This is a genomic window from Stenotrophomonas genospecies 5, from assembly GCF_054473825.1.
The window spans coordinates 1,706,615-1,731,519 of the sequence record NZ_JBTMUW010000001.1; the positions used below are offsets into that span (position 1 = coordinate 1,706,615).

A 24,905-nucleotide genomic window follows, 5' to 3' on the forward strand; every position below is an offset into this window, starting at 1 on the left:
AGGGAATTAAATAGAAGAAGACGGCTCTTGCCGCCTTTCTTTTTCCATGTCAAAACCGTTGTCGGATTCGAGGCTTCTGGCTTCCCTTTCCTCACCCTGGGCTTTCATGGCCGCACCGACTTGACGTTTGGCGTCGGCCCCAAATCCGCCTTCCGGTGGCTTCCAAGCATTGGCAGCGGGAAGGAGCTCGTCAAAAAGCTTGGATCGGTTGTGGGCACGAATGACCTGATCGGATTGATCATTACCTGGCCGCCCCAGAAGATCCGTGGGCGTTGTTCCTTCTAAATCGGGATCCTGAGGCGTGCGTCCAGCCTTGAGCAGGTCACCGGCCCATTCTGCATCGCCGCATGCAACAGCGAAGTGGAGCGGATACTCGGTCGCGGCCGTCAGGAAGGCCTCGTAGTCTTGCCGCTGTCGATGCGGGCGTCCTCCTTCCACTCATCTTAATTTGTCTCGTCGTCCCAATGCTCGTCAAAAGCGGCCTGGCGGAGCTCGTCGGGTAATCCCCCCATTTTTAGCAGCGGCCAAAAGTAGAAATAGGGATGGTCTGATCAATTCACACTGAGTCGTGGGTTTTCAGCGCCGGAGTCATCCTGGGCCTTCAGACGCGGCGGACTGCCATGTTTTCCGCTCTCGAAGTGCCCTTGCGGGCACCTCAAGACGGAGTTACCCCTGTGCCGCCAACAGCTTCCGGCGCACCATCCACAGGTTGGACAGCGCGAACAGGGTGAGCACCTGTGCCGTGTTCTTGATCAAGCCGAGATAGCGCACCTTGGTGTAGCCGAACTGCCGCTTGATCACCCGGAACGGATGCTCGACCTTCGCGCGCAGACTAGCCTTGCAGCGCTCCCAGCGCTCAACCTGTTCGAGCTCACGCGCGTTGCCAATGGGGAATTCAACCGGAGGATTGAAGAACGGGCTTGAAGGCTTGAGGATGAGCTACCTGGACCCGCAAACCGTCACGAGACCCCGATGGACTACCCTGACCTTGCCCCCCTGGAGGAAATCTCCGGTCCGTTCGCCCTTCTTTCGAAGGGCCCAAAATTCATCGCCGCCTGGCTTGCCAAGCGCACTGAGGAGCGCTACCGGGAGTTCACCCGTGCCGCGCTTGAGGGTCAGGTGTTCCCCGAGAACGCGGAGGCCATGACCTCGGAAGATTTTCTGGCCATGCTGCGGGCATTGGAGATGGACATCGAGGCCGAGAAGGCCACCGTCTATGGCCGCCTTGCCTGTTCAATCGCTACCGGCAAAACCGCAGGCCATCTCAAGCGCCACTTCATTAAGGCGCTGAGCGACCTGTCGTTTGGCCAGGTCGATCTTCTGCGACGCGCTTTAATCACCGAGCGTCACCACGTGTTTCCTGGCACCGGCGGGGGTAACCTGGACCCAAAAGAATTCCTTGGACTGCAGTCGAAAAGCAGCATCAATCGCCAGACCTTTGAACGCTGGGGCCTGATCGAAGAGAAAGGACTGAGCCTCGCAGGCCGACGGTTCGTGGAGGCTTGTTTTACCAGCGATGAGTTGGCGCCCTCCTCAGTGGGCTTTCAGGAATGGGCCAAGGGTCGCATCCACATCGTTTGCAACGAGATGGGCGCGCCGAGCTGCCACAGCGTCCTGGTCCAACTGACCGAAGATGGGCACCGCCGGGCCATCCATGTCCACAACAGCGCAGCACTTCGGGGACGCTCCAACCGCCTGCTGACACCCGGCCCCGTCATGGTGGTCCTTCTCACCGATAAACCCCAGCGTCTCGCCGACGAATGGACCACGGTGGAAGACACCATCCGAGGAAGAGTCCTGGCCGTGGTGGCCACGACCGATCCGAATGCGCCGTTGCCCGTCGCCATGACGGGCTTGGAACGCATAGATGCGTCACCGGACCGTGCCGCAGAAGCCGTGACGGCGATACTGGAGCGCTTTGAAGCAAAAGGGTTACGGGGCACCTGAGACCGCGATGTTAAACCCGATTCGACCGGTCATTGGAAGTGGCCGCCAACTTTCTGGCGGCCAACGAGCACTACTTACAGACCAAACGAGGCTTCACGGACAGCGACTTGCATGCCGGACAGAAGAGCCCCAAGTTGATCTTCCGCTGAAAGTGATGACTGCACTTCTCGCAAACAAAAAGGTAAGGCGCCCCTGGAACGAAGCCGGGCATCACTTTCCTTCCTTGCGCTTGAAAATGACCTTTCCGCCAGCCTCGTATTCCACATCGTAGCCTTTGTAGATTGCGAGGATCAAAGAGAGACCAAGGCTTGCGGCGGTGATGATGCCGATGATCTCGACTCCAGTGACTGTCGCGACCGCCCCCAGGCTGAGCGTGCTGAGCCCAGCCGTTACTGGAGCGAGCCCAACTGCAGCAACGATTGCTGCAACACCGACGGCACCAAGCTTGGCGAACTTGCGCGTCTTCTTCAGGTCGTCTGCCAACTTGCCCACAACCACAATCTGCTGCGCCTTTGCATTCTTGGCCGCTTCCAGCTCATCCCGCGTCCTTACTGTCACGCTTGCCATAACGCCCCCTGTTGTTAGCAATACCAGTGATGGATACCCTGGGCAGGATAGCCGAAGGGAACACCGTGTTCCTAGCAGCAATGATGGTGCCCAACTGTCTCTCCAGCTGAGACACGAACTCAACGCATCCGCTGCCACGGGTCGTCCTTGGGAGCCTCCACCGTAACCTCGGCAACGTCGTCTTCAGCGCGCCATGCCTTCCCTTCGAGCACCATGGTGGGACCCCTGGAACGTGCGATGGCGGCCTCTTTGGCGGTCGGCGGGTTCCATGACCGATGCTCCTCTAGGTAGCGCTCCGTGGACGGCCTCAACGGCAGGCCACCGCTCGGCAATGGCAACGTCCGATCATGGCGTTCGTCTTGCTGACGGGCATAGGCGACTTGCTCGGGCTCCCCAAGCGCCTCTCGGTGGGCATCCAGCAAGCGATCGACAGCGTCCACGTCCCCGCGGGCATGGAGCGATTCGGTGTAAAGCGCTTGAAGCAACGGGTCACGCTCTTCGTGAATCTCTTCGCCTGTGTCTTCGCCTTGGAACAGCCCATCCTGGCGTGGGCGGGCGTCGACGGGGTCTGGGCGCAACCGACCGTGACTCGTTCTCATGCCCGCCTCCGCGCCAGCCCGCTGCCGTGAAGCAGCCCGCATGCGATCGAATAAACGACAAGAGCCAGCGTGGATGACAGGTATAGGTTGGAAGGATCCAACCAGACTTGGCTCACCACGTGCTGTAGCTGGTAAGCCAGCAGTGCCAAGCACGCGTAGAACACGGCCAAATGCCACATCAACGCAACCACGGATGGGGCGTCCTCTTGGCCGGCTTGGAACGCCTCCCAGCCCCTGCGTGCGCTGCGGGCTTTGGACGCGCACAGCCACGCGATTCCGAAGGTGATCGCAAACATGGCGAGCTCAAACAGCACGACCACCAGAATAACGGTCATGGGATCCTCCTCTGGGTTGGGAGCAGGCCATGGGCCTGCAGGTAAGCGTGGACTGCCTGTCGGGTCACGCCCAGGCGCTTGGCAATTGCAGGGCCGTTGTTCCCCTGCTCCAGGAGGCGCACCACCAGAGCGTGTTGGTCAGCCAGTGGGCGCCGGGGCTTTTGACGCAACCCCAGGTGGGCCAGATCGGCGCTCACCACGGGCGATGGAACGCCCAGGGCTTGGGCGATGGCGGCGCGGCCGTGTCCCTCTCGGACCATCCGGGCGACTTCGGAGCGGCGGTGGGCAACGGATGGCCGCTTCATGAGCTCAACCAGAAGCCCGCAAGCCGTGCCTTCGCAATACACGCCTCCACCAACGCGTTCGCTTTTGTGCATCCTTACGGCCCCACGCGCACGCGAGCGCTGTTGTTGTCCGACCGGGCATTGATGCCAATGGCACAAGGGCTTCCGCACGAATAATCGCCAATGCGCACCGGCGAAGCATCAAGCGGCACCACCCGGGTCTTCTTACCCTTCCCCACCAAGAAGACCCGATCACCTTCGCGCACATCCACATCGGCGTCTTGGACCACCGCGAGGACGCGCTGGCGGCGATCGGACAGATCGCGCACGTAGATCTCCACCGCACGCCGGCCGCTGAGGCCCTTTTGAACCGCGGTTCCGGCAGCCGCACCGATGACGCCACCGGTCACCCGGGCTGCATTGCGGTATTCCCGGTTCTTGACCTGGTTAGCAGCCCCATAACCAACGGCCGACCCGATGGCGGAGCCGGCGTTCAGACGCTGGTCGGACGTCAGTTGAACCGTGCGAACCATCAGGACCTCGCCCAGTCGGGCGTCCTGGACGGATAGGGCCTCGGACGAACCGTAACGGCGAGCGGAGGTGGAATCGGCGGCAAAGGCGGCCGGAGCAGACAACGCCAATGCAAGGGCCAGAACGATGGGTTTCAAGGTGCACCTCCATTTCGTGAGTAGGTTCACCTATGCATAGATCGATTCTGGGAATGCGCAAGGGGGGGGGCTTCGGAGCGCGGTTACACAGACTGCAGTCCGCGTCATTAAATTGACGGAAAAGCGACAAAATGAAGCATATGGACAGAGATTGATGCTCAGGCGATGATTCTGCCCACAACTCAAAACCAACAGGGAAATGTATGGCAAGGAAGAAGAGTTCATCGGCCGCAGGTGCCGCGATTTCGACCGGCGGCGGAGCCGTCGCTGGCGCAACTTCTGCGATCCTCGGCGTAACCAGTGGTGCAGCGGCCGGGACCGCCGGTGCAGCCGCCGTGACCTCCGGCTTGGCAACCGTCGGGAGCGTTGTGGGCGGTGGCATGCTTGCTGGACTGGGGGTGGTCGCGGCTGCACCAATTGCGGGTGGTGCGGCGATGTTCGGCGTCTACAAGCTCTACCAGCGCATGGCATCCAAGAAGTAACCGCTCTGCCTGGCCCACTGCCACAAGCGGTTTCCCTCTACGTCGCGCAGGCTTCGTCAATGTCTGCAAGTGGCCATCCAAGCTAGCAACCTTGGTGGCCGCTCTTACCAACTTGTGGCTCAAGCCCTTGGACCAAAAGGCCACGTTGACCTCAATGCCCCGCTGGCGCAGCCAGAGTGCGGCGTGACGCTCAAACCCGAGCGCACTGAGGCCGTTCATGCAGGGCTAGCAGCCGGCGGAGTGCGGTGCAGTCCGCGCCTACACGTTGGGATGCACGATGGGTTCGCGCATGCTCGATAGCACACGGATCGGAATTTCTGTTACTGCACGTAGATCAGACTGGCCATTTCTTCCCCTTTCTCTCTCGCCCCTCCGCGTCTGGCAAGGAATCTGAAACCGGCAAGCTCTCCTGTCGTGCAATGTTCCTGATCGACATTCAACCTGTGATGATGTGGGAACGCTCTCCCTCAACCTGCCAAACCGTCTACGGAACTGGCAAAATTGCAGGATCACTCACAGGGGGAAATTGGATGTCCGACACAACCTACAGCCACCGCATCCTCAAGACTTATGGCCTGCTGGTGGACTTCGAAGGTAAACCACGCCTCAAGAACGTTCCGTCGCCTCTAACCGGTCAAAAGAAGGCAAAGGAGACGATGGAAAAGTGGACGCAGCGAGTGCTGGGGGATGAGGTCAGCAAGGTCCGCGTCTACCGACCGGCACGCGTTAAAAGTGACACACTCATTGCCAGCCTTACAGACACGCACGACGCCAAGCTGGTGCGTGACATTGTTCGCGGCGCCGTTCGCAAGAAGAGCAAATCAGCGAAAGCAAAGATTGAAGAGATCAAGGTGGAGCACGCCGCCGAGCTTAGAAAGCGCGGAGCCACCGCGAGAGAACTTCGGAAGGCACACGAAGAAGACCTGTCGGGAAAGCTCGATGATATCTTGGCTGCGACGGCCTATCTGCCGTTAGACGACCTTCAGGACTTGGTGGTGGAACTGGGAGAGGACTTGAGCCCATCGGTCCGCAACTGGGCACTTGCCCTGGCTCCGGCCAAGGATGCTGACGAGGTTTCCGTCATCGACGTTCTCAAGCAGATGCTCCTGCGCATGGACGTGCTGTCGAAGAATAAATAACCAGAATTTGTCAGCCACTGTCGCGCACCCTGCTGCCTCCCGACAGGCGGGTGCGCGTTCAGTCGCTTGTTCACGAATCAAACTGCCAAGTTCAGGCGCGCCCCTCTTGCCTTGAAGCGCGATCGAGACCGGTCGTTGGCGGCATGTTTTTCGATCTCATGCAGATTGGCCGCCACGGACTGCCGCTGCTGCTCAACCTTCTGGAGCGGCTCTCGAACCAACTCGGGCACCTTCAGGAACTCCACCACCCGCTCGGCCGCCGCCGCGGCTCGGAAGAGCTCCCGGGGATCGTCCCGGAGGATTTGGATCCACGACTTCACGTAAGCCGCGTGCTGGGTGGGATCGTGGCCAATGCCCAGGCGTTCGCCCATCAGCATGGATGACACCTCCGCGACCAGTTCTTCCTTGGCGTAGTCGATGCTCCCAAAAGCCCCTTTCTGATCGCGGTTGAGGCGGGTGGGAAAGCCGGTCCAGTGGCCCAGTTCGTGCAACGCGGTGGCGTAGTAGCCGCTGGCCGAGTGAAAGGTGTTGCGCTGGGGCAAGTGGATGCTGTCGGTCATCGGACGGTAGAACGCTTGGTTGCCCCCGTCGTGGTGGATCTCGGCTCCGCTGTCTCTCAGCACCGCTTCGCAGGCCTGGTGAATGTCGGGCTCTGGGCGCGCGGCTGGCAGGACCAGTGCCGGCAACCCATCGATCTGCATCGCGTTGAACACGCGTGGGAAGAAGACCTTGGGGTGGGCCTTGGCGATGAGGTCGGGGTCCCCGCTCTTCTTGGCCTCCTCCACCCGCGACCAATCCCAATACTCAATCACGCTGGCCTTCTCGCCCTTGCGCACCTGAGCGCCCACGGCCGCGGCTTGCTTGTAAGTCATCCACCGGTTGTCCTGGGTGTCCCAGGCGCTCTGAAGGGCCCACAGGTGGAGCAGGTTTCCGCCCCGGTAGCTCTTGCCAGTCGTGGGGTTCATGGGCAACCCGAGGTCCACGCGGGCGTCCCAGGGTTTGAGAAAGGGACCGGTGCCCTCCTCCATCTGGCGGATCAAGCGCTCGACGACGTCGCGGGAATGGCGCTGAAGGAAGCTTTCGTTGGGGGTGGCATCGGACACGGGCAGGCTCTCCTGGAAGGCAAGGAAAGGCGCCTGTCGGCAACGCCAAGGGGGTTAGGCTGGAAACTTCAATCGTGAATGGTGACGGCGCGTCCCTGCTCCAACAGGTTCTCCAGCAAAGCCAAGGCCCGTTCGATGGTCAAAGCGGTGCCGGGGCCCCCGTCGCCCTCCTGGAGCTGCACGCGGATGCCCTCGGGGGTTCGTTGCACGGTGAAACGGGGGGACGCCGCCAGGGAGTCCTGGCGGTCCATGCTGTCGTCTACAAAGGCATCGGAAGGGGTCATGGTTTCAGCATGCGACAGGATACGGATTTGGCAAGTCCGGGCTGGACCGTTAGCGTCACCGACCAATCCATTGGCTAGAGCTGATACGGAAGATGGGAACACGGATTTGGCCCCGCCTTTACGACCGCCGTTGGCGCGCATCCCCATCTCCCACCTTTCCGCCACCTTGGGTTTCGCTGCTTTCTCGGCCCGCCAACGGCTCACCGAACAGCGCACGAATCTCCAGTTCATTGATACGTTCCTGCAGCTGGAGTTGGATTGCCTTGGCTCTGGTGCGCCCTGCCTCCTCCCTCAACGCATCGGCATGGAGAGCTCCCATCTCAGCCGCCTGCTGCTGAGCGCTCAAGCGGTCGAATCGACGCTCTATCTCTTCCTGCCGAGCCCCTTGCTGTTCGAGGGTGGGCGTCACATCGGTTTCCCAAGGCTCCAAAGACTGAGAGCGCTCCTGCGCCACGCGCAGTGCTGTCACGGTCGCCGATGATCTCAACGGCAGATCGCCACAGGCCTCGCCGACGGTGGCTGCTCCGTTGATTCGCAGGCGCACGCATTCTTCCTGTTTGCCATTGATGCGACGGTTCGAGCGGGCGCCGTCGTCCAGGCCCATCTCTTTCAAGCCTCGCCAGAACTGGCGACCGGTGAGGAGATCGATGTCCGCCAGCCCTTGTCGGTAGCCCCAGTTTTTGTAGTTCTCGTAGACCTGCCGCATGGAAAGCGTGCACTCATCCGTCTCAATGCGCACCACGCGCTCGGCTTGAGCCCAAGCCATGACCTGGTCGCTGCCATGGCGGGCGGCCAGCTTCGCTGCGCGCACGGCTTCGGGCATGTCGGCGTCGGTGTCGGACAACGCCCTACCACGGGCCACGATGCGTCGGGCGCCTTCGAGCATCCAGTCCAGCACAAGCTGGCCTTCCTCTGCCAGGATGTTCTTGACCAGATCAGGGTCGTGCTGGTTGACCGGTACCGCCTTCTTCCAGTGCACGACGGTGAGGCGGCGCCACACCCCGTTGCTCTTGTCGCGGATGAAGGGGGCCGAATTGGACGTGATGATCCACTTGGCCGTGGAATGGTAGCTCGCCAGCTGCTTCTGGTTCTTCCGGTCGATGCCAATGCCATTGCCAGAGACCATCGTCTTGAACCGACCTTCGGCCCACTTCTCGCACTCCACTTCGTCCACCAGGATCAGGCTGGCGCCAATCATGGGTTCCAGGCTGAAGCGGTCGCCCAAAGTTTCAAGGTTGCAGCGGGCCACCTGACGGTGCATCGCTTCCACGATTTCCGCCAGGGTGGATTTGCCAGAACCTGCGACGCCGTGCCACCAGGCGGCCTGGCTGTAGACACCCGGCAACAGGGTCATGCCGCACTGCTCCTGGAGCAGGTCGATGACGCGCGGGTCGTCGTGGGCTTGGCGGAGGAACTTGGCGAATCGCGAGTCAGCCGGCAAAGGCTGGGGCTTGTATGCATGGCCCTGCCTGCCACCACAGGCCACCCTGACCGCGTGGGTCATGCCCAAGGCGGGATCAGGAGCGAGCACATGGAAACCGCCGGGAAGGATTTCCACGTAGCCGTCTGCCACCGGCACGATGGCCCGCTTGGCTTGGGCTGGCATGGGGTTTTTCTGGCGCAGCCGAAGGGAAGCCATGTCCCAGCAGTCCTTGGCGAGCTTGGGGCTGCCCGCGAAATCGGCGTTGCGGTCGATCCAATCGGATGCCACACCCACACCTTCCGCGTCGCTGATCGCTTGCCAGTAGGTACCGTTCCAATGGTGTACGATCTCGCCGGTGCCGCTGGTGGCTTGGCACGCCCACAAGCGATCGACGCATTCGGTGGTGCGGCGGGCAAACAGGATGGGGAGCGACGGTGGCTTGCGCTGGCCCTCTCGATCAACCGAGTGGCGGTAGAGCTGCTTGTGCTCCTCTGCCTCCAGGTTGACCTTGCGGGCGGAGGCTTCCGCACCCAGGAAGCGCGACGCTTCGAATGGCACGATGTTGCTTGGCTCTTCCGTCGTCGGGTTGACAGCCTTCCCTTTTGGGGACACATTGGTTGTAGACATTGTTGTTGGCTCCTCTCAAACCCTCGCCCTGGCCGGTGGGGGTTTGTCGTTGTGGGGGGACAGGCTTGCTCAGGCAGCGCGCGGGAGAGCGGTTTCCAAGGCGCGGCGAATGAACTCGCTCTCTGTCATCTCGTTTTCGGCCGCGGCGAGACGAAGGCGTTCGGCCAAGGGGCGTTTGATCCGAACGTGCTTTTTCACGCTGGCGCGGATGCTGTAAGTCGGCGGCGACGAGGGATGGGTGGCGGCGTTCACGGTGGCAACTCCGAAGGTGAAAGGTTTGGTGTGTCCCACATGGGGGACACTTCCACTCAACCACTCCAGGAGCTTTCCGCAACCCACGGTTTTTGACTAAACACGAAAACTGCGGAATCTCTCGCACTTTTTCCGGAAGCCCTGTTCTGCTGGCTTTCCCTTCCCTGCTGGTCTTCCATTAGCCAGCAGAAAGAGAAGACCAGCAGGAAGACCAGCAGGAAGACCAGCAGCTACAAACCCTTGATTCCAAAAGCTTTGCATTCATAGAAAACCGTTCCGCTGGTCTGCTGGGTCAAAAAAGAATCGGTTTTGAAATTTGAGATACCAACACTTTCCATGCGATTTGGACGCATTTGCACAGGGGAGTTGAATCGAAAGCCAGCAAGCCAGCAGCGCACTTTTAGTCGCAGAAATCCCTTGGGATTCAACGACCTTGCACTACTGGTCTTCCTGCTGGCCTTCGATCGCTGCTGGCTAGTGGAAGACCAGCAGCCGGAAGTTCCTACTCATTTTCGGCCAAACACTCCAGTTGCTCGCGCTTGCGATCGGTCAAGAACGGATGCTGAAACTCCCTCCCGCTTTCCACCTCCGTCACCACCACGTGTTCTTCAATCGTAAGGGCGCCATGGTGCCAATCGATGGCATCCAACTCCGCCAAGGACAGTCGCGCGAATGCCTCCATTGCCTCGGACTGGGTCTGGGCAAAGACCTCAATCACCTTGCTCACCAAGTAGTCACCCCGGACGACGAATTCGTAAGTTCCCATCGGCTCCTCCTAATAGTTGAGGTGGTGGCGCATGGTTGGACAAGGCCAGTTGAGATCTTCGCGTTCGGAACCATCGGGGCTGATGACCTCCACAAAGCCGTAGATCTCCTCCAACTCGGTACGCCAGCCACCGGCATGAATGTCAGCCACTCCCATCGAGTTCAGAATCTCCAAGGCTGCCGCCTCTGAGTCCGCGTCGATTCGGATTTCCAATTCGGCCGTCGCGCGGCCCAAGACAACAACGTTCCAGCGATCAGCCATTGGAGCTCTCCTGGTTCGCCGTGGCCACCTGCCCTACCCGCTGGATGGCAAAGAACTTCCCGTGCAACGCACCGCTCGCCTGCGCTTGCTGAAGGTGATCGGCGGCGCGCTTGCCGTAAGTCACCACCAACGATCCCGACGGCGCTGCCGTGCCGGTGGTTCCGTCGGGACGCACAAACCTCAGCCTCCCACGGGTGAACAGGATCGCCGTCGCGTTGGGGTGGGAAAGCACGCAGTCGTGCATCCATCCCGTCTCCATGTTGACCGGCACCAGGGCGATACCGCCGCCGGGGTGGTTGGCCAGCTTGCTCAACCACTTCTCAATCCCTTTTCCGTAAGGCGGATTCATCCACACGAATGCCTGCTTGGGCCACGGCGTAGCCAAGCCGTCCTGGCTCGGCGGGATCATCCGGCTGGCCGTGGGTGCGGGCAGCCGCGACGGGTCTTCGGGCGTGCAAGGATCGAGGTCAAAGCCGCGCCTTCCCCCCAGCGCCCTGACGATGGCAGGCGGGGTATACCAATCGACGCTCGTGTGGGCCTTGTCGCTTGCCTTGTAGCAAACGGAGGTGAGCCGGGTGGGTTTAGCCGCTACGAGGCGCTTGGAGCGGGTTGCTGCGTTGAACGGCAGAACGTTGGACTTGGGCTGCATGAGGATTCTCCAGGCAAGGCTCCGTCAGCACGGCTGCGTTGCCGCGTTGAAGAATGGGTTTTGGGAGTTGGGCTTGAACCAGCCCGAGAGGCGCTGCTGGCGGCGGGTTACCACCAAGAGTTGTAGAACACGTCCCAACCGTCGTTGATCAATGCGCGGGCCTGCGCAATGAAGTCCAGATCTTCTTCAGCTCGATCGGGATCCGATTCACCGAAGAAGAAGCCTTGGCTATAAGGCAAATCATCGTTCAGCACAGCCTGTTCCAACGCATCAAGATCGTCCAATCCAAGGAATACGGGAACTTGGTTGAAATCGAAGGGATCAACCTGCCCCGTCCTAGCACTGTGCAACTTGAACATCCAACCATGAAGGTTCGGATGCTTTCGCCAGTAGAAAAATAGTTCTTGAGTGCGATCTCGCACATCAGTGCGGGTCTTGACCGCATACATATCGAGGCCCATCGGCTTGCTCCATCGCCCCGACCACCGAGGCGTTGGAGTAATCATCCGAACTGAGAGCCTCCATCGATACGGATATTGGAGGCCTCCAATATCCGTTAGCAGCCGTTACATTCGCCCATTGCGCTTGTCGGGCATCTTTGGAGGCGCCGGCTGCAGGCGTTCGTGCAGCGCTTGTTCGATCACCCCAGCTCGCGAGGCGTCGAGCTGCTGAGCCAGGTCCCGCAGACGGCTGGCCTGGGCTTGGGCTGCGTTGTTGAATGCGTCCACCCACTGGCGCTTGACGTCAGGGTTTTGCCAAGGCTGGGCGAAGGCCTCGGTCAGCGTGCAGACCCGAATCCCAAGCCCGATTTGCACGCCCAATGCTTGGAGCTGGCGAATTAACGCATCGCTGATGGGTTGGTCAGTCAGTGGCTCCAGGAAGAACTGCTTAGCCTTGGACCCTTTGGCCACCAGAAACGGCAGTTCTGCAGTTAGGAGGGTGTCGATCGCAACGCCCCGTTCGCTCAACGGCTTCCACAGGCCCTTAGCCTTGAGCTCGGCTGCCCAGGCCATCAACGGAACAAGGGTGGTCGAGCGCTTGCGAGTTCCCTTCACCGTGAACAGCGTCCCTTTTGGGGAGTGTTCCTTCAAGAGGTGTTGCAATTGGGCCGTGCTGATCGCCAACACCCCAGCGGCCTCATTGAAGCTCAACGCCACGTCCACCTTGGGCCGCTGTTTCGCTAGGCGCAAATGGTCTGCGATCTTCTTCTCCATCTGGCCCACGTTTTCGGTGCCAGAGAGCTTGCCGAGAAAGCGATCGATGGCGCGGCGGTAAGCATCAGCAGCAGTAAGGGCCATTAGTTCGGCTCGCTCCCCTTACGGCCGACCTTTGAAGAGCGCGCGGCAGCATTGCTGCTTCGCCGCCCGACCTTGCGCGCCGGCAGGGTGCGCAGCGCCTCCAGGTCGATTCCGTAATCTAGGACACCCAAAGCTGGCGTTCCTCCGGCACCGTTGAGCTTCTCACTCACCGTAAAGGGCCTGCTGTAAGTCGCGTGGTGTTCGTCGTCCAATTCGTGGCCGACGATTTGGGCTCGCATCTCAGAGGCCACACCGCTGCCCTGCATCTCCTGAATCACGGTCTTTCGGAGACTATGGAAACCACGTTTCGCTTTCGACCACCCACCACTGTGCTTTTGGAGGTAGTAGCTGAACGCCTTCGATATCCAGTTCCCCGCACCATTCTTCGCCTTACTGTCAGCCTGCGGAAACAATCGCCAGTCCCCGCTCTCCCTTCGTTCGGCGACGTAGTCCAAGAAACCAAGCTTGATCAGGTCGGGATGCAACGGGACGACCCGATTGGAAACATCGGTCTTCAATCGCTGATCCTCCCCCTCATCGGTAAACCGTATGCACGGGATTCCCTCCTCTTCCTTGACGTCGAGGGTAAACAGCTGCCCCACCTCACCTGCCCGGGCGCCCGTATACAGGCCCAACAAAGCCGCCCAGCGCGCTCCCGTTGAAAGCTGCTTGAAGCTATCAGGCGCGAAGAGTTGATGAACCTGATCCAAGGTAAAGGCCTGGAAGCCAAATTTTCTGCGCTTGCGCTTCTCCGCCATCGAAACGCTGACGTGACCTGCGGCGACATTGTCTCCCTTGAGCACGTAGCCTGAAGCCATTGCCCAAGTGAAGAATCCTCTCTTTCCTGCGAGGTAGCTCTGGCGATTGTTGAGCGTAGAACGCGTTAACCCGCGCTTGGCCAAATGGTCGTAGAAGCGGGCCATCTCAGGCCGCGTGATGGTGTGCAGCTCGCGCTCGGCGCCCAAGAACTCGATCAGCTCTGTCACGGGAAGCAGTTTGATGCCGACCGTTTTGACCTCGATGTCCTCGGCGGCGACTTTATCCTGCCAGATTCGCTTCGCATCGATCAGGCTGATGGTCTCAGATGGCAGGGGCTGCGCCGCCGCTGATTCCAACGGGTTTGGCCCAGCCGCCGCCGGAACTGCACCCGCATCACGGAAGTGGAACTTGCCGATTTCTTCCAGCGCCTCCATTGCTCGAGCATGGTCGGCCGCATCCGTGGTCCGAAGACGGAAGCCCGGCAAGTCAATTTCATAACGCCGGGAGCCGTTCTCCGCGACGCTGCGCAGAACATCCTCAACCGTGAGTCCCTTCTTGGTCATGCACCCATCCCTGATGGCATCGAATGCTTGAGCATAACGCTGCGCGATGGCCAAGGCAGCCACTCTTGCGCTATGCAGTTGGATGCCCAAGGGATGCTTGACGAAAGGTTTGCCGACGATACCGCGCATGTCCGTCGGAACGCGCATGCGAAACTGGTAACGACCTGTGGAAGAGCGAGTGAGATAGCTTGGTAATCGCATCGGAGTTGTGCCCCGATTTGTGCCCCAAGCCGCCCTTCAAGACCTTAAAAAATGTCGTTTAAAAACAAACACTTACTAAGGATTGGCGGAGAGAGTGGCAGACGAACAAAATTTATGTTTAAAGTCTGCGCAGCTCACCCCTTCAGAAAAAACACGTAAATTCAATGTCTTATTTCAAATAAATTGGTCCGCCTTCGCTGGCCAGCAAATCAAGATGTCCCTACAATGTTGGGAACAAAGTAGGGAACACACATGAAGCTCACGGTCCCGTTCATCGGCAAGGCAACCCCGGGCAGACACGGTGATGGAGGGGGACTCTATCTGCTTGTGAAGTTGGATGGGCGGAAGACTTGGGTGTTCCGTTATCGAGACAGAACAACGGGGAAGCAACGCGACAAAGGACTAGGCCCTTACCCGGATGTCAAGCTTGCTGAGGCCCGGGAACTTGCCGCCAACTGTCGTTCACAACTCCGGCAGGACATCGACCCTATTGCCTTCAAGAGGGACGCCCGAGAGCGAGCGAAGGCTGAGCAAGGAAGAATGATGACCTTTGGTGAGTGCGCCACACGATTCATTGCCGCCAACAAGCCCTCATGGCGAAACGCAAAGCACGCAGACCAGTGGCAGTCGACCATTGAGACTTACTGCAGCGCAATTCTTAAGCTTCCCGTGTCCGAAGTCGATACCAACCATGTCTATCGTGCTCTTTATGAAATCTGGGAAAGAAAGACAGAGACAGCGACGAGATTGCGTGGGCGCATTGAGCGAGTTCTGGATTGGGCTAGCGTGAACAAGCTTCGTTCAGGCGACAACCCGGCGAGATGGAAAGGCAATCTGCAGCACCTCTTACCTGCACCCGAGCCACTCAAGAATGTCGAGCACCGCCCTGCCCTACCGTACTCAGAGGTGCCTGGATTCATGAAGAAGCTCGAGCAGCGAAGAGAGCTGTCAGCCCTCGCGCTACAGCTTCAGGTACTGACAGCCACCCGGCCTGGTGAAGCAACAGGCGCAAAATGGGAAGAAATTGATTGGCAGGCGAAGCTGTGGACAGTGCCGTCCAGCCGAACAAAGAGCAAGAAAGCGCACGAAGTTCCGTTAAGCGAAGAAGCCATTGCCCTTCTGAAAAGGGTGCCCAATTGCGGGAAGCCCCACATCTTCCCCGGCAGGGCGAACAGGCCAATAGTTACCGCGGCTTCCTTGAAGGTTCTGCGGGGAATTCCTGGTGCCGAAGAAGCCACTTGTCACGGGTTTCGCAGTTCGTTCCGAGACTGGGCTGCTGACAAGACAAATCATGAAAGGGACATCATCGAGATGTCCCTTGCACACAAGGTGGCAGGGAAAGTTGAAGCCGCTTATCTGCGAACCAAGATGCTTGAAAAGCGGGCAGCGCTCATGGCGGACTGGGGAAATTACTGCCTCGGAATCACTGGCGACTGAAAGCACCATGCCCCTGTGCCACAGCAAGTACCTAAGCGCCTAAGTCGAAAGAATGTCGAACTTGTTGCCCCGAAGCGCTAGCCCTCGTTGAGAAATCGTCCATTCTCGTAGCTCCAAGCCTTCCTCCCCGGAAGGTCTCGGACCTTGACTACGCCGCCACTCCAATCGAGGTAGTAGTTGCTGCCATTCCTGCTGAAGTATCCAGGCAACGTCGCGGCATTGACATCCCGCCATTGCCGACCGTCGAAACGCTCCACGGTTAGGAAGGGTGTGCCAGCGTTGTTCTCGGTGTAGATGACAAGCGTATCGGTAGAACCAGGCGGCAAGAACAATTGCGTGCTTGCATCCAGCTCGGCAAGACCGCTGGCAGCATCCACGCGCACAAAGTTCGATATCGCAAGAGTGGCGTAGTCCGAATGCGCCTTGAGGGCCGCGATGGCGTCGTAGATGCCCTTAAATCCCCCGAAGGCCGACGACTCGTTGTTGCCGCAATCCGAAGTCAACGGAGCGGCGATTCGCCTGGCTTTAACGTCGACCAGACGGGCCTCCAGTCGCTCATCGTACATTTCGTCCTCGGGCAGTACCCGCAAGCCCGACAGGACCACTGTCGCGTCACCATCGGCTCCGTAGCCGCACCCGGCCCGCCGTGGCCGCTGAGCAACACCCAGGAGCTTCGAACCTTCGGCAGGATTGGACACGCAGAGAGCACCGCCGAAATGGCGTAGCTCGGGGCTCTGTGCAATCGATACAGCCCGCAGTCGGAAGCAAAGGCTCATCCCTTCATCTGTCTCCTTCTGCGATGCGTCTTGGTACTCCCATTGACCACTGACTACCAGCGGGGTGACTTGAGCCTGCGGCGTCAGCGGGTACAGCGCCAAAGCCGTCATCAACACAATTGGCTTATACATTCTTCGTCCTTGTGTCAGGTCAATTCGAGTACGGCAGGCGATAGACAGACTGCGCCTTGTAACCGGGATTCTGGGCTTCGGCGGTACGTCGCGCTTGGTCCGGGGTGCTGGCGTGGACTGTCACCACGAACGTGCCACTGCCGCCTCCAGGGCGGCCCATCTTCACTTCATATGCTGCCATTGTGGTTCGCCTTCATCCTTGTTGGAGTTGTCAAAGGGGCAGAACGGACGTGATGTCCTTTGCCCTCGAGTCGGAAAGCAGTTCACGCATGCGGTCGTACGGCGGGATGCTATCTCCCACATCGGCGCAGACTATCGTTGCCACACCCTTTTCATAGAAGAACGTTGCTACTCGCTCTTCGTGCGGTTGCATCGTGACGTGCGTCAGCGCGTGTACGCTCTTGGAGCGGCCCACCATTCGGCCCTCTGCATCAAAGCCAGCACACTCCATGTTCACTTCACGCAACCCGTTAAGGTGATTCCTCATTACGCAGTTGTAGCTGATGGGGCCGCGCCGCTCGCATGACACCGGCCGAACATAGCCGAATGAAACCAGCTCGCCGGGACCGGCCTTAGACGCGAGCTTGTCGCATCCAGCTGGCAAGAACAGAACGATGGCAATGCAAAGCGAGCGGAAAGCGCTCATAAGACTCCTCATTGAAGATTGGTTAGGAAAATTGCCGTCGCCAGCACCACTCAGCGCCGGTGCAGGTCGGCTTCGCAGTTGGGGCAGGAGTGAATGTCCCGGCCGCCCGAGAGCCCCAGAGCGCTTGCCAGGCCGCCCACGATGACAGCGACCATCGTCCCGATACCACCAAACAGAACAGAGGCAATGCTCGCCGCTATCGCGGCCAGCAGAATGCTGCCCCACCACGTGGCATACCAAGGCTTGATGCGCGCCTTGATGCCCATCGGACCTACATAGCCGCATTCGAGGCATGTGATGCGCTCGGCGTGCTGACGATACTTCTTGAGGTTCTGCCGGATGTGCTCGGGCAGGACTCCCTGCTGAGCGGGAGTTCCGCCGGGTCCCATATGCTGACTCATCTATCCCCCTGTGGTTGGCAATTCCATGCAGCGCGCTGTAGGCGTAGTTGACTAAATCACTTGCACCTTAGGAGCCGACCATCACCCTCAAACCATTGCTAGGCAATGGTTTCGGACGAAGCGGCACCACCCGTTCTCACGGAAACAAATAAGACCGCGAGAGCACCACGCTACAAATAATGTAGCATACGAAGGGTGTCGGGAAAGCCATCCTGTAGGACGCTACAGGACTGTTTCTTTCACGGCTCATGGCGCTTCCCAAACTCCGCAGCATGTTCACCAAGCGCCTGAAAGAGGCGCGCTTGGCTATGGGCATCTCTCAACGAGAGCTTGGAAGGCGAATTGGCCTCTCGGAGGAAGTCGTGTCCAGCAGGGTGACTAGGTACGAGTTGGGAACTTCGGAACCCGACTTCGCCACGGCAGATAGGCTCGCCAAGGAGCTTGGCGTTCCGTTGGCCTATCTGGTGGCTGACAATGACGCAATGGCCCAGATTATTCTGAGCGCAGCCTCCCTATCACCATCCGAGCAGCGAAAACTAGCGTCAGAGCTGTCTGCCGACGCCGTGCGCAGTCCCATTAGACCTAAACGCGAGTGACCAGTGGTCCACCACATTAGACAGAGCTTGGCATGGCACTACCACAATGATGCTCGGGAGTTCCTTCGCCGCTATGGACTACTGCGGCCAGAGGATTTCACCAAATCCGGCCGGGTGAAGAATTTCGTGGACGTGCTGTTAGCTGCTGAGTGCGTTCTCAAGGCGCACATCTTCCTAGGAAAGAGTCAGACCGAGCCGCTGGCGCTGTATCGAGAGGTCCGAGGACTCCGCCACGGCATTCGCTCCCTCGCCGACAGGGCTGACTACTCGGACAATAGAGAGCCCTACAATGCCCTCTCCGCTCGCTTTGACCAGCTATCTGTCAATCTCAGGTATTCCCTCGACATGTGGGAGACGTTCTTCCCTGGCTTGGGGGGCGAAGAACAAGTCGCGCGATATGACAACACCGTGGCCAACACCCGATGGCGGGAAGCAGCGGTTGCCGAGGTGCAGCATCTGGTTGAGATGTTAAGCGGGGAGCTCACCGGAGAGGTGGACTGCGGGATAGATGATGAGTTCAGGCAGATGGTGGAGATGGCTGAGTTCGTGCGTGAGGCCAAAATCATCCGCTAGGTCTGCAGTGCGCGATATACGCTACTGCGACTTATGGAGAAGCGTTCGGCCAGCTGCTCGATGCTAAAGCCGTCTTCAGCGCGCATCCTGCGGATACGCTCCTCCTGCACCTCTGTCAAAGCCTTTTTCCGGCCAAATTTGGTTCCCTTCTGCTGAGCAAGCGCAATCCCATCACGCTGGCGCTCAGCCCGAATATCCGCCTCGAACTCAGCGAAAGCCCCCAGTAGGTTGAACATCAGCTTCCCCTCTGATGTCGTGGTGTCCAAACCCTGGTCCAAGACGCGAAGACTGACGTTCTTGCGCTTAAGCCTGTCTGCAATCTTGGCCAAGTCCAGGACGGACCTAGCGATACGGTCTAGACGGGAGACCACAAGCACGTCGCCATCCCGCACGTACTCAAGAGCTGCTTGAAGCTCAGGACGATTCTCTGCCTGACGGCCAGAGCGCTTCTCTTGGTAGACCTTCCCGCAGCCCGCTTTGGTGAGCTTGTTCAGTTGGACATCCAGAGATTGACCAGCCGAGCTGACACGTGCGTAGCCAATGATTTCCATTTCAATGAGTCTCCAAAGCTCTAGATGTTTTGAGAATACCATTTTGAAATGAGATTTGGAACATGCTGACAGGCATCCCAAGATGTATACATTTCGAACGTTAGACGCCTGTGGCAAACTTGCTAGGCACTCAGGGGACGATTGATGAAGCTACTTGCTTTTCGAGCGAAAGGAATATACGGCCAGTTCTCTCTGAACCTTCGGTTCAATCCAGACCTCAACATACTCGTCGGCGCGAACGGTAGTGGCAAAACGACCGCTCTTCGGCTAATTCATGGATTGGTGAGCGCCTCAATCGAGGAGCTGTATCAAATCCCCTTCGAGATGCTTCAGCTAAGCATCGAGCTTCCCAAACGCGGAACAGCGCACATCGAGGCCTTCCGAGACAGAGAGAGCCTCAGAATCTCCGTCGACAAGGTGAGCGAGGCGCTCATTTTGCCGATGATGGATAGCCCCGACATGCGGCGATTAATTCGCAAATCAAGCGGCGACTCTTCGCTGGAGAGCTTCCTGGCACCCCATTGTGCGAACAACGCCACTTGGCGCTACCTAAAGGAGCTGGGGTCTCCACTCTTCCTTGGAATCGACAGGCGCGGCGGACTTGTGGACGAGGAAGTGAGTATGCTTCGCCACTATCGGGGCGAAGATGGACGACTGCGGCATGCAGCGAATCCACCTAGGGATGGCATGACCGAAGTTCAATCGCTGCTATCGAACGAGTATCGGCGTCTACGGGCCATCCAGGAAGGTCACGCTAGAAGTCTGAGAAAGGCCGTGATTCTTTCCGCATTCAAGTACTCGGAGTTGTCCGAGCGAGACATCCATGCAATGGGGAGAGAGTCCCTTCAGACGCAGCACCAGCAGCTGCTTGCCCGCCAGTCAGAAATTCGGAACGCCTTGCAAAGCGTTGATGCTGAGAGTGCAGACGTCCTAAGGGAGGTTGATAACTTCTTTCGAAAGATCAACACACTCTATGACCAGATGGAGAGGAGCCACAAGGCTAGCGAGCCTACCTTCAACATCGAGTGGCTAATGAATAAGGCGCAGATTGAACGAATCACGACGCTTCTCGAGGTCATTGACGGTCATCGTGCCTCCGTCGACCGTCTCTTCTCAAGCACGACGCGCTTCTTGGCATCCGTGAACTCCTTCTATGCAGACTCTAGAAAACGAGTTGTTATTGATGAAGTGGGTCAATTGAGCGTTGAAGGCATCGACAAACAAGTTGTTCCTGTATCAGCACTCTCCTCCGGTGAGCGCCAAGTAATACTGATGCTGGGACAGTTGTTTTTCAGGCGCGACAGAAAGGTGTTCATCATCGATGAGCCCGAACTTTCACTCCATATCAGGTGGCAGAAGATTTTCGTTGACAAGGCTATGGAAGCGCAGAAGAACAATCAGCTCATCCTTGCGACCCACTCACCGGAGATTGTGGGTGAGTATCGGGAAAAGTGCATCACTGTGAGAGCAAGCGTATGACGGAGCTTGAGTGGAGTTCGAGCGCCTTGCATGCACGCTCCATTTTCTTTGAAGAGTTCAACGACATAGACATCTATGTTGAGGACACAGATGCGACTACTGTTCGAATCTTCACAACCCTGTTCCAACGGGCGCTAGAGCACCTCCGCATTGACACAGTGTTTGGACTAGGAGGACGTCACGAGGTCATCAAGCGATTCAATCGTGATACGAACAATGGCCGGAAGAGGCTCTATGTCATAGACGGTGACTTTTCCTGCCTTATTGGGGAGCTTTGCCATCATGACGTTCCTCCAGGGATATTCAGACTATCCCGATATTGCATCGAGAACTATCTCCTCGACAAAACGGCCTTTTCAGAGGTCGCTCATGACGAAGATGGACTGCGCAGTCCAACTGAACTGCTCAGGCAAGCTGAGTTTGACCAGTGGCTTCTGGATTCGTCTTCCCAGTTGCTCCGCCTTTCATTGGCATACGCTTGCAGCGAACACTTTGAGCTTGGCGTTAAAACCTGCTCTCGCCCAATTGAGCGGTTCTACCAAGGCGGTGATGGCCGTCTCAATGACGCGGCCATTGATGCAGTGATTTCCGAGATACGCGCCGTCGCAGATGCGAGATTGGGGATAGGCCAATTCGATGCCAAAATGCAAGAACTCGAAACAAGAGCAGGCATGCTGCAGTACCCCCACTTGTCGATACCATCAGGAAAGGGATATGGCCTACCCCTACTGATTCGGCGGCTGAAATGGGTTACCAAGAGTAGAACGTCTGACAAGTCGATAACGATGCGTCTATCTCGATATGCGCCGATTGACGAAATCGCTTTGGCCGTTAACTTTGCAGTCGACTAGTCAACCTGGGTGCCTCACGCCGTAAATTAGCAATAATGAGTCAAGGGCCGAGGCCTTCGGCCCTGACTCCGCTAGGTTCCAGTTTTACAGCTAGTCCTTGGACGCCCTGCAGGGAAGCGGTCTAGCCGCTAATCAAGCAGTCCGAATTTTGCGCGCAAAGTTCCAGAGCACAGGCTGGGTATCGGTGCAGCATTGCTTCAATGAGTAGTTGACGTACTTCCTCATTTGGGCAGGAGTCGCGATTTCGATGAACCACTTGTCGCCATCACGGTCGTGGACAAGCGGGTCACCGCATACTCCGCCCGCAGCAAGCCACTTCTCCCGAACCAATTCCTTGTGGCTCAGGGGATTTCCAGGAAGCTTGATGCAGCAATGGATATGAGTCCGCTCGGTAGAGTCATTAGGAACGCCGCTGCACAACGGCCTCCCCGGATAACTTTCAACGACCGGAACCAAGGGCATCCTGTACGTGCATTTTTCCTTGAACAGGGTGCACCGGAGCGCATGGAGGAAACGGCCGAAGGCCTTCTCGGCGTAGTCATAGGCGACCGAGCCTTCAGACCTGAAGGTCAAGGTGATGAATGCGTTGTAGTCGTCTTGCAGGAAATGTCCCGCGAGTCCCTTCTGCAGCTCAGTTTGTCGCCCTTCGTATTCCGTATCTTCCATTGCGTTCCTCGCGGAGCATTGCGTTTCTGTGCTCTCGTGAGGTATTTGTACTTTGGCTTTTACATTTCGCAATTAGGAGTGCGTATGGCAAGACCCGGCGGCAACCCAAATTTGAAGACAGTCCGCAACGCAGACACGAGGCGGGCCAATACGAAGCGGAGAACGCTAGCCCGTGAATACGCCATGAGTACCGCTCAGAAGCTCTGGGAGGCATCAAATCAGCAGTCACAGATGACCGATACGCAGTACGCTGAATGGCTCAACGCTGAAGGGTGGCCAACGCGACGGGGCTCTCTCTGGACCGCAACCCAAGTTCGTCGGGTGTTTCGCCACCTGGGACTGAACACCCCCACTCACGCCAAGAAGCGCCCGTAGCGGAGGGCCTGTAAGTCCTCCAGACAAGCGGCTAAGGCCGCACGACGTCCCAACAGGACTTTGTCTGCGGCAGCCAAACTCCACGCCAAGCCAACAAATGGGTTGCGTTCCAGCACGCGGGGAACAAAGAAGGGAACAACTATCTCGTGCAATCGCAACCTTATAAGTATCAAATAGTTGCGCACGATGCTGGCGGAGAGAGTGGGATTCGAACCCACGGAAGGTTTAACCCTTCGCCGGTTTTCAAGACCGGTGCCTTAAACCGCTCGGCCATCTCTCCGTATCGGCCCGGCACTGCTGGCCGGCCACGCATTCTCGCACGGCCGGGCGATTTGCCCAAGACCGTCGTCGCGGCCGGGTCTGGCCCGGCGTTACCGCTCCAGGCTCAGCCCGCATCCACCGCCAGCGCACCCAGCGCGCTGGCCTTGATGCGCTCCTTGGCCTTCTCGCAGGCGCCATCGCAATGCAGGCGCGAGGCCTCCAGCTGCGGCGGCAGGTGCTCGGCCAGGAAATCGATGAACACGCGCACCGCCGGCAGCAGGCCGCGACGCGAGGCAAACACGGCGTGGCACACGCCCTGTGGCAGCGACCAGTCCGGCAGCACCACTTCCAGCTCGCCATTGCGTACGGCATCGGCGCACACGGTTTCCGGCAGCATGGTGATGCCGAAACCGTCCTTGACCATGCTCTGCAGCAGCGGGAAGTCGAAGCCGGCCACGCGCGGCTGCAGGTCCACCCGCCGCACTTCGCCTTCCGGGCCATGCAGTTCCCAGCGCTGGCGCGCTTCGTCCTCGCTGATGCTGAGGGTGACGTGCTGGGTCAGCTCTTCGGGCTCCTTCGGGCGGCCGGCGCGGTCCAGGTACTTCGGGCTGGCTACCAGCAGTTCCTGCACCTGGCCGAAGCTGCGCATCACCAGGCTGCCGTCGTCGTCCAGGCGCGAACGCACGCGCAGGGCCACGTCGTAGCCTTCGTTGATGATGTCCACGCGGCGGTTGCTGATGTTCAGCTGCAGCCGCACCTTCGGGTACTGCTCGAGGAACTTGGGCAGCAGCTTGGGCAGCTGCATCTGCGCCAACGACACCGGCACGCTGGCGCGGACCACGCCGCGCGGCTCCGCACTGAGGCGGTCCACCACTTCGCGTGCGGCCTGTGCTTCGGCCAGCATGGTCTGGGCGTGACGGTGCACGCTGGTGCCGACATCGGTGACCGCGAAGCGGCGCGTGGAGCGCTGCAGCAGGCGCACGCCCAGGTCGGTCTCCAGCTGGCTGATGCGGCGGCTCAGGCGTGACTTGGGGATGCCCAGGGCGCGCTCGGCCGCGGCGAACCCGCCGTGGTCGACCACCATCGCGAAGTAGTACAGATCATTCAGGTCATGCATACCCGAGTTCCATATCTAGAACAATACGTGGCATTCAACCACCTTTATTCCGCCTTTGCAACAACCTATCGTTCTCTCCGTCGGCGGGGACTACCCGCCCCTCCCTCCAGAACATAGGTGACTGCCATGAAGCTTCTGCATCTCGACGCCAGCGTGCTTGGCGACAACTCCGTCTCCCGCCAGCTGTCGGCGGCGGTGGTGGCCCGGTTCAAGGACCAGATCGACGGCCTGCAGGTCGATTATCGCGATCTTGACGCCAATCCGGTACCGCATCTGCGCAGCAGCTCGCTGGCCAAGACCGATGCGGCCGAGGCGACCGACGCTGAACAGGTGATGCAGCAGTTCCTCGATGCCGACGTGGTGGTGATCGGCGCGCCGATGTACAACTTCAGCATCCCCTCCACCCTGAAGGCCTGGATCGACCGCGTGGCCGTGGCCGGCCGCACCTTCAAGTACACCGAGAATGGCCCGGTGGGTCTGGCCGGTGGCAAGCGGGTGATCATCGCCAGCAGCCGTGGCGGCATCTACACCGATTCGCCGGCCGACTTCCAGGAGCCGTTCCTGCGCCAGGTGTTCGCCTTCATGGGCATCAATGAGGTCGAGTTCGTGCGTGCCGAGGGCATCGCCTACTCGCCGCAGCACCGCGAAGACGCCATTGCCGGTGCACTGGCTGCACTGCCCTCGCATGAGGCGGCGGAAGCGGCAGCGGCGTGACGCGTTCCAGCGTTCAGCGCCCCTCTCTCCTCGTCTGGGCGTTGAACGCGGGCCGGGATTCCCCTCCCCCCTCCCGGCCCACCCCGACGGCCCCGCAATGCGGGGCCGTTTTTTTGTGGCCCG

Annotated in this window: 31 protein-coding genes, 1 tRNA gene and 1 pseudogene; 9 read left to right on the plus strand and 24 right to left on the minus strand. The window is 59.2% G+C overall.

The genetic code is table 11. The features are described from left to right. Positions 1-6: 6 nt before the first annotated feature. Positions 7-438 carry a hypothetical protein gene (locus tag ACX9OW_RS07905; RefSeq protein WP_125892011.1) on the minus strand — a complete coding sequence of 144 codons (432 nt, stop codon included), beginning with the start codon at positions 436-438 and terminating at the stop codon, positions 7-9. 228 nt (positions 439-666) lie between these two features. After that, positions 667-888, minus strand: a pseudogene (locus tag ACX9OW_RS07910) (transposase); the annotation flags it as partial. Between the two features lie 84 nt (positions 889-972). On the opposite strand from ACX9OW_RS07910, the gene ACX9OW_RS07915 reads away from it, so the two are divergent. Further along, the gene (locus ACX9OW_RS07915) at positions 973-1,947 is read left to right on the plus strand and encodes a hypothetical protein (protein WP_006375894.1); all 975 of its coding nucleotides are present in this window, start codon (positions 973-975) and stop codon (positions 1,945-1,947) included. A 210-nt stretch (positions 1,948-2,157) separates the two neighbouring features. Here the strand turns inward: ACX9OW_RS07915 and ACX9OW_RS07920 are convergent, their stop codons facing one another. The 4 genes from ACX9OW_RS07920 to ACX9OW_RS07935 form a co-directional block, all read right to left on the minus strand. Beyond that, entirely contained in the window at positions 2,158-2,514 is a 357-nt protein-coding gene (locus tag ACX9OW_RS07920; protein WP_006375896.1) for a hypothetical protein, read from the minus strand. Positions 2,515-2,633: 119 nt separating this feature from the next. Next, complete coding sequence (locus ACX9OW_RS07925; protein ID WP_459062153.1) at positions 2,634-3,113, minus strand: hypothetical protein; 480 nt, start codon at positions 3,111-3,113, stop codon at positions 2,634-2,636. Further along, positions 3,110-3,448: a hypothetical protein gene (locus tag ACX9OW_RS07930; protein ID WP_032971199.1), complete on the minus strand. Its 339-nt coding sequence runs from the start codon at positions 3,446-3,448 to the stop codon at positions 3,110-3,112. The genes ACX9OW_RS07925 and ACX9OW_RS07930 overlap by 4 nt, the downstream gene beginning before the upstream one ends. Before the next feature lie 379 nt (positions 3,449-3,827). After that, positions 3,828-4,400, minus strand: a complete 573-nt coding sequence (locus ACX9OW_RS07935; RefSeq protein WP_061478954.1) for an outer membrane lipoprotein — start codon at positions 4,398-4,400, stop codon at positions 3,828-3,830. A gap of 203 nt (positions 4,401-4,603) precedes the next feature. Between ACX9OW_RS07935 and ACX9OW_RS07940 the strand changes: the two genes are divergently transcribed. Further along, positions 4,604-4,882 (plus strand): hypothetical protein, encoded by a 279-nt coding sequence (locus tag ACX9OW_RS07940; protein WP_006375898.1) that lies wholly within the window; start codon positions 4,604-4,606, stop codon positions 4,880-4,882. A gap of 419 nt (positions 4,883-5,301) precedes the next feature. Beyond that, positions 5,302-6,021: a hypothetical protein gene (locus ACX9OW_RS07945; RefSeq protein WP_024956731.1), complete on the plus strand. Its 720-nt coding sequence runs from the start codon at positions 5,302-5,304 to the stop codon at positions 6,019-6,021. 77 nt (positions 6,022-6,098) lie between these two features. Here the strand turns inward: ACX9OW_RS07945 and ACX9OW_RS07950 are convergent, their stop codons facing one another. The 10 genes from ACX9OW_RS07950 to ACX9OW_RS07995 all read right to left on the minus strand — a co-directional run bounded on the left by ACX9OW_RS07950 (position 6,099) and on the right by ACX9OW_RS07995 (position 14,207). Beyond that, positions 6,099-7,124, minus strand: a complete 1,026-nt coding sequence (locus ACX9OW_RS07950) for an ArdC family protein (protein WP_006375900.1) — start codon at positions 7,122-7,124, stop codon at positions 6,099-6,101. Between the two features lie 68 nt (positions 7,125-7,192). After that, entirely contained in the window at positions 7,193-7,408 is a 216-nt protein-coding gene (locus ACX9OW_RS07955) for a hypothetical protein (RefSeq protein WP_024956732.1), read from the minus strand. A 118-nt stretch (positions 7,409-7,526) separates the two neighbouring features. Then, positions 7,527-9,458 carry a DNA primase family protein gene (locus ACX9OW_RS07960; RefSeq protein ID WP_061478955.1) on the minus strand — a complete coding sequence of 644 codons (1,932 nt, stop codon included), beginning with the start codon at positions 9,456-9,458 and terminating at the stop codon, positions 7,527-7,529. Positions 9,459-9,527: 69 nt separating this feature from the next. After that, complete coding sequence (locus ACX9OW_RS07965; RefSeq protein ID WP_141098938.1) at positions 9,528-9,710, minus strand: ribbon-helix-helix protein, CopG family; 183 nt, start codon at positions 9,708-9,710, stop codon at positions 9,528-9,530. Positions 9,711-10,212: 502 nt separating this feature from the next. Further along, positions 10,213-10,476, minus strand: a complete 264-nt coding sequence (locus ACX9OW_RS07970; protein WP_006375902.1) for a hypothetical protein — start codon at positions 10,474-10,476, stop codon at positions 10,213-10,215. A gap of 9 nt (positions 10,477-10,485) precedes the next feature. Next, a complete protein-coding gene (locus ACX9OW_RS07975) occupies positions 10,486-10,737 on the minus strand; it encodes a hypothetical protein (RefSeq protein WP_006375905.1) in 252 nt (83 codons plus the stop codon). Continuing rightward, positions 10,730-11,386, minus strand: a complete 657-nt coding sequence (locus ACX9OW_RS07980) for a DNA N-6-adenine-methyltransferase (RefSeq protein WP_049400621.1) — start codon at positions 11,384-11,386, stop codon at positions 10,730-10,732. The genes ACX9OW_RS07975 and ACX9OW_RS07980 overlap by 8 nt, the downstream gene beginning before the upstream one ends. Before the next feature lie 107 nt (positions 11,387-11,493). Next, complete coding sequence (locus ACX9OW_RS07985) at positions 11,494-11,847, minus strand: hypothetical protein (RefSeq protein ID WP_459062154.1); 354 nt, start codon at positions 11,845-11,847, stop codon at positions 11,494-11,496. A gap of 105 nt (positions 11,848-11,952) precedes the next feature. Continuing rightward, positions 11,953-12,684 carry a hypothetical protein gene (locus tag ACX9OW_RS07990; protein WP_006375976.1) on the minus strand — a complete coding sequence of 244 codons (732 nt, stop codon included), beginning with the start codon at positions 12,682-12,684 and terminating at the stop codon, positions 11,953-11,955. After that, a complete protein-coding gene (locus tag ACX9OW_RS07995; RefSeq protein WP_012480713.1) occupies positions 12,684-14,207 on the minus strand; it encodes a site-specific integrase in 1,524 nt (507 codons plus the stop codon). Before ACX9OW_RS07995 ends, ACX9OW_RS07990 begins: the two co-directional genes overlap by 1 nt. Positions 14,208-14,459: 252 nt before the next feature. On the opposite strand from ACX9OW_RS07995, the gene ACX9OW_RS08000 reads away from it, so the two are divergent. Continuing rightward, entirely contained in the window at positions 14,460-15,644 is a 1,185-nt protein-coding gene (locus tag ACX9OW_RS08000) for a tyrosine-type recombinase/integrase (RefSeq protein WP_329859308.1), read from the plus strand. A gap of 77 nt (positions 15,645-15,721) precedes the next feature. On the opposite strand, the gene ACX9OW_RS08005 is transcribed toward ACX9OW_RS08000, so the two are convergent. From ACX9OW_RS08005 to ACX9OW_RS08020, 4 genes are read right to left on the minus strand one after another with little or no spacing between them, the layout of a single operon-like run. Further along, positions 15,722-16,552, minus strand: coding sequence for a hypothetical protein (locus ACX9OW_RS08005; protein WP_329859307.1), 831 nt, complete (start codon positions 16,550-16,552; stop codon positions 15,722-15,724). A gap of 19 nt (positions 16,553-16,571) precedes the next feature. Further along, positions 16,572-16,733 carry a hypothetical protein gene (locus ACX9OW_RS08010; RefSeq protein WP_019660311.1) on the minus strand — a complete coding sequence of 54 codons (162 nt, stop codon included), beginning with the start codon at positions 16,731-16,733 and terminating at the stop codon, positions 16,572-16,574. Between the two features lie 30 nt (positions 16,734-16,763). Beyond that, positions 16,764-17,198 (minus strand): hypothetical protein, encoded by a 435-nt coding sequence (locus ACX9OW_RS08015; protein WP_329859306.1) that lies wholly within the window; start codon positions 17,196-17,198, stop codon positions 16,764-16,766. A 50-nt stretch (positions 17,199-17,248) separates the two neighbouring features. After that, the gene (locus tag ACX9OW_RS08020; RefSeq protein ID WP_329859305.1) at positions 17,249-17,599 is read right to left on the minus strand and encodes a hypothetical protein; all 351 of its coding nucleotides are present in this window, start codon (positions 17,597-17,599) and stop codon (positions 17,249-17,251) included. 272 nt (positions 17,600-17,871) lie between these two features. Here ACX9OW_RS08020 and ACX9OW_RS08025 point away from each other — a divergent pair, with 272 nt between their 5' ends. Together ACX9OW_RS08025 and ACX9OW_RS08030 are read left to right on the plus strand one after the other, a co-directional pair. Beyond that, a complete protein-coding gene (locus tag ACX9OW_RS08025; RefSeq protein ID WP_050563267.1) occupies positions 17,872-18,195 on the plus strand; it encodes a helix-turn-helix domain-containing protein in 324 nt (107 codons plus the stop codon). Between the two features lie 3 nt (positions 18,196-18,198). Then, positions 18,199-18,768 carry a hypothetical protein gene (locus tag ACX9OW_RS08030; protein ID WP_459062155.1) on the plus strand — a complete coding sequence of 190 codons (570 nt, stop codon included), beginning with the start codon at positions 18,199-18,201 and terminating at the stop codon, positions 18,766-18,768. On the opposite strand, the gene ACX9OW_RS08035 is transcribed toward ACX9OW_RS08030, so the two are convergent. Beyond that, the gene (locus ACX9OW_RS08035; RefSeq protein WP_329859303.1) at positions 18,765-19,319 is read right to left on the minus strand and encodes a recombinase family protein; all 555 of its coding nucleotides are present in this window, start codon (positions 19,317-19,319) and stop codon (positions 18,765-18,767) included. The genes ACX9OW_RS08030 and ACX9OW_RS08035 overlap by 4 nt on opposite strands. Positions 19,320-19,463: 144 nt before the next feature. Here ACX9OW_RS08035 and ACX9OW_RS08040 point away from each other — a divergent pair, with 144 nt between their 5' ends. Together ACX9OW_RS08040 and ACX9OW_RS08045 are read left to right on the plus strand one after the other, a co-directional pair. Beyond that, the gene (locus tag ACX9OW_RS08040; protein ID WP_329859302.1) at positions 19,464-20,798 is read left to right on the plus strand and encodes an AAA family ATPase; all 1,335 of its coding nucleotides are present in this window, start codon (positions 19,464-19,466) and stop codon (positions 20,796-20,798) included. Then, positions 20,795-21,649 carry a DUF4435 domain-containing protein gene (locus ACX9OW_RS08045; RefSeq protein WP_329859301.1) on the plus strand — a complete coding sequence of 285 codons (855 nt, stop codon included), beginning with the start codon at positions 20,795-20,797 and terminating at the stop codon, positions 21,647-21,649. The genes ACX9OW_RS08040 and ACX9OW_RS08045 overlap by 4 nt, the downstream gene beginning before the upstream one ends. 132 nt (positions 21,650-21,781) lie before the next feature. Here the strand turns inward: ACX9OW_RS08045 and ACX9OW_RS08050 are convergent, their stop codons facing one another. The 3 genes from ACX9OW_RS08050 to ACX9OW_RS08060 form a co-directional block, all read right to left on the minus strand. After that, a complete protein-coding gene (locus ACX9OW_RS08050) occupies positions 21,782-22,315 on the minus strand; it encodes a hypothetical protein (protein WP_459062156.1) in 534 nt (177 codons plus the stop codon). Between the two features lie 565 nt (positions 22,316-22,880). Next, positions 22,881-22,970, minus strand: a tRNA-Ser gene (locus ACX9OW_RS08055). A gap of 105 nt (positions 22,971-23,075) precedes the next feature. Next, a complete protein-coding gene (locus ACX9OW_RS08060; protein WP_053520355.1) occupies positions 23,076-24,068 on the minus strand; it encodes a LysR family transcriptional regulator in 993 nt (330 codons plus the stop codon). A 126-nt stretch (positions 24,069-24,194) separates the two neighbouring features. Between ACX9OW_RS08060 and ACX9OW_RS08065 the strand changes: the two genes are divergently transcribed. Further along, positions 24,195-24,782, plus strand: a complete 588-nt coding sequence (locus tag ACX9OW_RS08065) for an FMN-dependent NADH-azoreductase (RefSeq protein WP_074899233.1) — start codon at positions 24,195-24,197, stop codon at positions 24,780-24,782. Positions 24,783-24,905 lie beyond the last annotated feature (123 nt).